This window comes from Mycobacterium sp. NGS62 (genome assembly GCF_059812285.1).
Genome location: NZ_JCALCK010000008.1, coordinates 52,094 through 60,195, shown reverse-complemented (window position 1 = coordinate 60,195; position 8,102 = coordinate 52,094). Strand labels below are relative to the sequence as shown.

1 protein-coding gene is annotated in these 8,102 nt (G+C 65.3%); it reads left to right on the top strand.

Translation table 11 applies throughout. The features are described from left to right. Positions 1 to 37 precede the first annotated feature (37 nt). Positions 38 to 8,092 carry an amino acid adenylation domain-containing protein gene (locus AC5Y49_RS18555; RefSeq protein ID WP_499889689.1) on the top strand — a complete coding sequence of 2,685 codons (8,055 nt, stop codon included), beginning with the start codon at positions 38 to 40 and terminating at the stop codon, positions 8,090 to 8,092. Positions 8,093 to 8,102 lie beyond the last annotated feature (10 nt).

The window sequence follows — 8,102 nt, the reverse complement described above, 5'->3', positions numbered from 1 at the left end:
CAATCGCGCGGTACTGAGCCGGCCCGCGCCGATGCCGGTGTCGATTCCGGCGTTGTTCGCCGAGCGAGTGGCCCGTCACCCGCAGGCCGTCGCGCTGACCGCTGCAGGCCGGTCGTGGTCCTACCTCGAGCTGGACGAGGCCGCGAATCGGTTGGCGCACTTGCTGACTGCTCACGGTATCGGCCCGGGACAGCGGGTGGCGTTACTGTTGCCCCGATCGGCCGAGGCGATTGTGTCGATCCTGGCGGTGCTCAAGACCGGGGCGGCATATCTGCCGATCGACCCGGCGGTGCCCGATGCGCGGATCGACTTCATGCTCACCGATGCCGGGCCCGTCGCCGCGATCACCACGCCGGACCTGTCAGATCGGCTGGGCGAGTATGCGTTGTTGGTCATCGACGTCGACGACCCGACGGTTCACAGCCAGCCCAGCACGGCGCTGCCCGCGCCGAACCCGGACAATATCGCGTACCTCATTTACACCTCCGGCACCACCGGGGTCCCGAAAGGCGTTGCGATCCCACACCGCAACGTCACCCAGTTGTTGGCGGCACTGGACGCTGATCTGACGTTGTCGACGGGACAGGCGTGGACACAAAGTCATTCGGTGGCGTTCGACTACTCGGTGTGGGAGATCTTCGGCGCACTGTTACACGGCGGGCGGCTGGTGGTGGTGCCCGATTCGGTGGTCCGCTCACCCGAAGAGTTCCATGCCTTGCTGATCGCCGAGCGCATCAGCATTTTGAGTCAGACCCCCTCGGCGTTTTATGTGCTGCAATCCCTGGATGCGCAGCAGCCCGAGCTGGGCGCTCAGCTCGAGCTCGAGGCGGTGATATTCGGCGGCGAAGCGCTGGAACCACAACGTCTTCGGTCGTGGTTGGACGATCACCCGGCGTCACCGCGGTTGATCAACATGTACGGCATCACCGAGACGACCGTGCACGCCTCATTCCGCGAGATCGTCGAAGCCGACGCCGGCAAGACTGTCAGCCCGATCGGGGTGCCGTTGGCGCATCTGGCCTTTTTTGTGCTCGACGGTTGGCTGCGCCCAGTGTCGTCGGATGTGGTGGGCGAGTTGTATGTGGCCGGTGCAGGACTGGGTTACGGCTATGTGGGCCGGGCCGGGTTGACCTCGTCGCGGTTCGTCGCCTGCCCGTTCGCAGAGCCGGGGGACCCCGGGATACGGATGTACCGCACCGGGGATTTGGTGTGTTGGGATGCCGACGGACAGCTGCGGTATATGGGCCGCGCCGATGAGCAGGTCAAGATCCGCGGATACCGCATCGAGCTCGGCGAAATCCAGGCGGTGCTAGCAGGATTCGACGGCGTCGAACAGGCAGCGGTGATCGCCCGCGAGGACCATCCCGGCGACAAGCGCTTGGTGGGCTATGTGACCGGGGCTGTCGATCCTGCCGGACTGCGCACTGAGCTGGCCGAGCAGCTGCCGGCGTACATGGTGCCGACTGCGGTGGTGGCCTTAGATGTACTTCCGTTGACGGTTAACGGCAAACTTGATACCCGCGCCCTGCCGGCCCCGGAATACCTCGATGCCGATCATTACCGCGCCCCCGCGACCCCCACCGAGGAGATCCTGGCCGGCATTTATGCCCATGTGCTGGGTGTGGATCGCGTCGGCGCCGATGACTCGTTTTTCGACCGGGGTGGCGATTCGCTCTCGGCGATGCGTCTGGTCGCCGCAATCAACTCCGGCCTGGGCGCCAGGCTGACGGTGCGCACCGTGTTCGAGGCACCCACGGTGTCCCAGCTGGCACCCCGTCTTGGCGAGGATGAGGGCGGACGCTTGGAGCCGTTGGTGGTTGGCCCGCGGCCTGCGGTGATTCCATTGTCGTTCGCGCAATCCCGCCTGTGGTTTATCGACCAGTTACAGGGTCCCTCCCCGGTTTACAACCTGGCGGTGGGGTTGCGACTGGGCGGGCGCGTTGACGTTGATGCTTTAGGCGCGGCGCTCGGCGATGTGGTGGGTCGACATGAAAGCTTGCGCACCCTGTTCGCTGCCCCCGACGGCATCCCGCATCAAGTAATCACGCACCCTGAACGGGCTGAATTCGGTTGGGACGTCGTTGATGTCACCGGATGGGCGACAGGCCGGCTGCATCAGGTCATCGAAGCCGCGGCGCGCTACACGTTCGACCTTTCCAGCGAAATCCCTTTGTATGCAAAGCTTTTCCGCGTCGCCGAGGACGATCACGTGCTGGTGGTCGTGGTACACCATATCGCCGCCGACGGCTGGTCGATCAGTCCGATGGTGGCCGATCTGGCAGTGGCCTACGCCGGCCGGTGTGCAGGGCAAGCCCCGCAGTGGACGGAACTGCCGGTGCAATATGCCGATTACACGCTGTGGCAGCGCGCGCAGCTCGGCGATCTCGACGACAGCGACAGTCGTATCGCCACGCAACTGGGATTTTGGGAAGATGCGCTTGCCGACATGCCTGAGCGGTTGGCGCTGCCTATCGACCGGTCTTATCCGCTGGTAGCCGATCACCGTGGCGCCAAGGCGGCCGTGGACTGGCCCTCCCAGGTGCAGCAGCAGGTTAGCCGGATGGCCGGGGCGCACAACGCGACCGGCTTCATGGTGATGCAGGCCGCCCTGGCGGTGCTGCTCTCGAAACTCAGCGCGAGTTCGGATGTGGCCGTGGGCTTCCCGATAGCCGGGCGCCGTGATCCGGCCCTCGATCAGCTGGTCGGGTTTTTCGTCAACACACTGGTGTTGCGAATCGATGTCGCTGGAGATCCGACCGTTGCCGAGGTGCTCGCACAGGTCCGAGCCCGCAGCCTGGCGGCCTACGAGCACCAAGACGTGCCGTTTGAACTGCTCGTCGAGCGCCTCAATCCTGCCCGGTCTTTGACTCACCATCCGCTAGTGCAGGTGATGTTGGCCTGGCAGAACGTTCCCGGACAAACCGGCGATTCAGCCACCGAGCTGGCGTTGGGCGATTTGGAGGTCACCCAGCTACCGCTGGACACCCACACCGCTCGCATGGATCTGTCGTTTTCGTTTGCCGAACGCTGGACCGAAGCTGGTGAGCCCGCCGGGATTTCCGGGACGGTGGAGTTCCGCACCGATGTGTTCGACCATGCCAGCATCGAGACGCTGATCCAGCGGTTCGAGTGTGTGTTGATGAGCATGGCTGCCGATCCGGGTCAGCGCCTCTCGTCGATCGATGTGGTCGATCGCAGTGAGCACACTCGGTTAGCGGGGTGGGGTAACCGCGCGGTACTGACCCAGCCGGAGATGGTGTCAGCGTCGATTCCTGAATTGTTTGCCGCCCAGGTCGCCCGCGCTCCGGAGGCTGTGGCGCTGACCTTCGACGGCCGTGCGATGACCTATCGGCAGCTTGACGAGGCCGCGAACCGGTTGGCGCACTTGCTTGCTGGGCAGGATGTCGGTCCGGGGCAGTGTGTGGCGCTGCTGCTGTCTCGGTCGGCTGAGGCGATCGTGGCTATCTTGGCGGTGCTCAAGACTGGGGCGGCGTATCTTCCGATCGACCCGTTGGCGCCGAAAGCTCGACTCGAGTTCATGGTTGCGGATGCCGCGCCGATCGTCGCGATCACTACCGCCGATTTGGCCGGCCGGCTGACAGACTGCGATCTGCTGATCATCGATGTCGACGACCCCCGCATTGACACGCAACTCAGCACAGCGTTGCCGGTACCGGTAGCAGAGGAGATCGCCTACCTCATATACACGTCGGGCACGACTGGTACCCCGAAGGGAGTTGCCGTCACGCACCGCAACGTGACCCAGCTGCTAGACGCGGCAGGCACTTGCATGGAGCTGTCTGAACAGGTGTGGACGCAGTGGCATTCGCTGGCGTTTGACGTCTCGGTGTGGGAGATGTGGGGTGCGTTACTCGGTGGTGGGCGGCTAGTGGTCGTACCCGAAGCGGTGGCACGTTCCCCAGAAGACTTCCACGCGTTGCTGGTGACCGAACAGGTCGATGTGTTAAGCCAGACCCCGTCGGCGTTTTATGCTCTGCAATCAGCCGACGCACTCGCACCGGAGCTGGGACAACAACTTTCGCTTCGAGCGGTGGTGTTCGCAGGGGAAGGGCTAGACACGCGGCGTCTCGGAACCTGGGTGAACCACCACCCGCGATCACCGCGCTTGATCAACATGTACGGCACCACCGAGACCACCGTGCATGCCTCGTTCCGGGAAATCGTCGCCGCCGATGTCGACAGCAGTGCCAGCCCGATCGGGGTGCCATTGGGGCACCTAGGTTTTTTTGTGCTGGATGGGTCGTTGCATCCGGTGCCGGTCGGGGTGGTCGGAGAGTTGTATGTGGCCGGCGCCGGGCTGGCCTACGGGTACGTGCGCCGATCGGCGTTGACGTCGTCGCGATTTGTGGCGTGTCCGTTCGGTGGCCAGGAGGCCCCCGGAAGACGGATGTATCGCACGGGTGATTTGGTGTGTTGGGGTGCTGATGGGCAACTCCGATATTTGGGGCGTGCCGATGAGCAGGTCAAGATCCGCGGGTATCGCATCGAACTCGGTGAGGTGCGCGCGGCGTTGGCCAGGCTGGACGGGGTAGAGCAGGCAGTGGTGATCGCCCGCGAGGACCGCCCTGGCGACAAGCGCCTGGTGGGTTACGTGACCGGCGCCGTCGACGTGGCCGGGTCGCGGGCGGCGCTGGCTGAGCGGCTGCCGGCCTACATGGTGCCGGCCGCGGTGGTGGCGATCGAGGCGCTGCCGTTGACGGTCAACGGCAAACTCGACACTCGCGCCTTACCGGCACCGGAGTACCAAGACATCGATCATTACCGCGCCCCGGACGGCAAGATCGAGGAGACGCTGGCCGCCATCTACGCCCAAGTCCTCGGGTTGGAGCAAGTCGGCGTTGATGACTCTTTCTTCGACCTGGGCGGAGACAGCATTTCGGCTATCCAGGTGGTGACGTGGGCCCGTGCGGCGGGCTTGGTGTGTCGCCCTCGCGACATTTTTGTCGAGCAGACCGTGGCCCGGCTGGCCCGAGTGGCGATGGTGACCAGCGGCGCGGACCGTCCGGTTGATGAGGGTGTCGGGCCGGTAGTGGCCACCCCGATCATGCGGTGGCTGCAAGGTGTGGAGGGCCCCGTCGACGAGTTCAACCAGACCGTGCTGCTGCAGGCACCGGTTGGAGTGACCGAGGCCGACGTGCTGGTCGTGCTGCAAGCGTTGCTGGATCGGCATGGCATGTTGCGGTTGCGTACGGAAGATGACGGCGCCGGCGAGTGGTCGTTGACGGTGCCCGAGCCGGGCTCGGTAGATGCGCGCGAGTGCCTTCAGACCGTGGAGGTGTTGTCCGACGAGGCGTTGGTGGCGGCGCGGTCGCGGTTGAACCCGGCCGGCGGGGTGATGCTCAGTGCATTGTGGGGTTCCGCCACTGGTCAGTTGGCGCTGATCGTTCACCATCTGGCTGTCGACGGCGTGTCGTGGCGGATTGCGTTGGAAGACCTGAACATCGCCTGGGCGCAGCATCGCGGCGGGCATCAGGTGGCGTTGCCCGCAGGCGGGACGTCGTTTGCCCGGTGGGCAGACCTGCTTGCCAAGCATGCCCGCGATCCAGAAGTGGTTGACCACGCGGAGCTGTGGCGGCAGGTCGCGGCGACTCCGGCCACGCTGCCGCCGGTGCAACCTGAGCTGGATACGTTTGCCACTGCCGGGCACCTGTCGGAATTGCTGGACGCCGAGACCACCCACATGTTGCTTGGTGAGGTACCGGCGGTGTTTCGTGCCGGGGTACACGACATCCTCTTGATCGCTTTTGCCTTGGCGTGGGCGCAATACTTGGGCGCTGGTGGCACGCCGATCGGCATAGACGTCGAGGGCCACGGGCGCGTCGAAGATTTGGGTGGAGCTGACGATGTGGACCTATCGCGCACGATGGGGTGGTTCACCACCAAATATCCGGTGTCGGTGAACGTCGGCGAACTGCGCTGGACACAGGTGGTGGCCGGGGAGGCGGCACTGGGCGCGGTGATCAAGCAGGCTAAGGAGCAGCTTCGGACCCTGCCCGACGGCCTGACCTATGGCCTGCTGCGCTACCTGAACCCCGAGGTGGACCTCCACGCGTCCGACCCACAGATCGGGTTCAACTATTTCGGGCGTCTGGGTGCCCCGGCCGCTTATGCGTTCGGCGATGTGTGGCGTTTTAGCGAAGAGGGCTTGTCGTTGACGGGCGCCGCCGCTGCGTTGCCTATGCCGCTGGCGCACACTGTGGAGCTCAACGCCGTCACGATCGACACGGACACCGGCCCGCACCTGCACGCCACTTGGACGTGGGCACCCTCGGCGCTCGACCGCACCGCGGTAACCCGGGTCAGCCGGTTGTGGTTTGACGCCCTGGCCGGCATCTGCGCGCATGTCCGGCGCGGTGGGGGCGGGCTCACCCCGTCGGACATCCTGCCTGCCCGGTTGAGTCAGCACCAGATCGACGAGTTGTGCCGCCATCACCGCATCGCCGACGTGTTGCCGCTGACGCCGTTGCAGCAGGGACTGCTCTACCACGCCAGCATCGCCCAAGGATCCGGAGACGATGCGTACGCGGTTCAGCTGGACATCGCGTTGAGCGGTCCGCTCGACCAGTACCGGCTGCGCGACGCCGTACAGGCAGCCGTCCGTCGGCATCCCCACTTGGCGGCCAGATTCTGCCCGCAGTTCGACCAACCGGTGCAGATCATTCCCGCTGATCCCGTAGCGCCCTGGCGGTACGACGAACTGGACGACGGCGATCTCGACGTGCAGATCGAGCGAATCTGTGCCGCCGAACGGGCCGCGGTCTGCGACCTGGTCGACCAGCCGGCCTTCCGGGTGGCGTTGGTCCGCACCGGCCGAGGCCGGCACCGGTTTGTCCTGACCAATCACCACATCGTGCTCGACGGCTGGTCGATGCCGATCCTGATGCACGAAATCTTCGCCAGTTACCACCAGCAGCGGTTGCCCGCGGCCTCGCCGTATCGCAGCTTTATGAACTGGCTGGCCCAACGGGATCGCGCTGCCGCCCAGGCGGCCTGGCGCGAGGTGTTCACCGACTTCGACGCCCCCGCCCTGATCGGTCCGCGGCAGAAGCCGGGTCTGCGGCGGCGAAGTGTTGAATCGTTCCGGTTGTCGGCGAAGACCACTCAGGCCCTTAGCAGGCTAGCCCGCGCGCAGCACACCACGGTCAACATCGTGCTGCAGGGCGCCTGGGCGCTGCTGCTCACCTCGCTGACCGGCAAGCACGATGTGGCATTCGGCACCGTGGTCTCGGGGCGGCCCCCCGAAGTGGTCGGCGCGGAATCGATGGTCGGGCTGTTGATCAACACGGTTCCGGTGCGCGCGCACGTCGCGTCGGCAACCACCGCCGCGGACCTGCTCGACCAGCTGCAAAACGCCCACAACGAGACGCTCGAACACCAGCACGTGGCGCTGAGCGACATTCACCGCATAACCGGTCAAGAACGCCTTTTCGACACCGTGTTCGTGTACGAGAACTATCCGACCGACACCGGTGCAACGCCGGGCTTCGACGGGCTGTCCATCACCGGCTTCACCAGCCGCGACTACTACCACTACCCGCTGACGGTCCAGGCCGGGCCGGGGACGGAACTGAGCCTTCGCGTCCAATTCGACACCGACATTTTCGATTTGGCCAAGATCGAAGCGCTGGTCGAGCGGTTCGAGCAGGTGTTGGTGGCCATGACCGCCCATCCGACGCGGCCGTTGGCGTCGTTGGATCTGCTGGAAGGGGCCGAGCACGCCGGGCTGGATGGGTGGGGCAACCGGGCGCTGTCGGCCCAGTCGGCCAGCACGGCGGTGTCGTCATCCAAACCGCAGAACACCAACGGTGAGTATCAGGCCCCAGCGACGCTGGTCGAGCAGATCGTGGCCGGCATCTATGCCCAGGTGCTGGAAGTAGACCGGGTCGGCGTCGAAGAGTCATTTTTCGATCTGGGTGGTGACTCGCTCGCCGCGCTGCGGGCGATCGCAGCGATCAACGCCGCGCTCGATACCCGCCTTGCGGTGCCCGCCCTATTCGAGGCGCCGTCCGTCCGAAGCCTCAGCCAGCAGCTGGGCCGAGACGTCGACTCGGATAACGTTGGCCTGCGCTAGATTCGGCTAC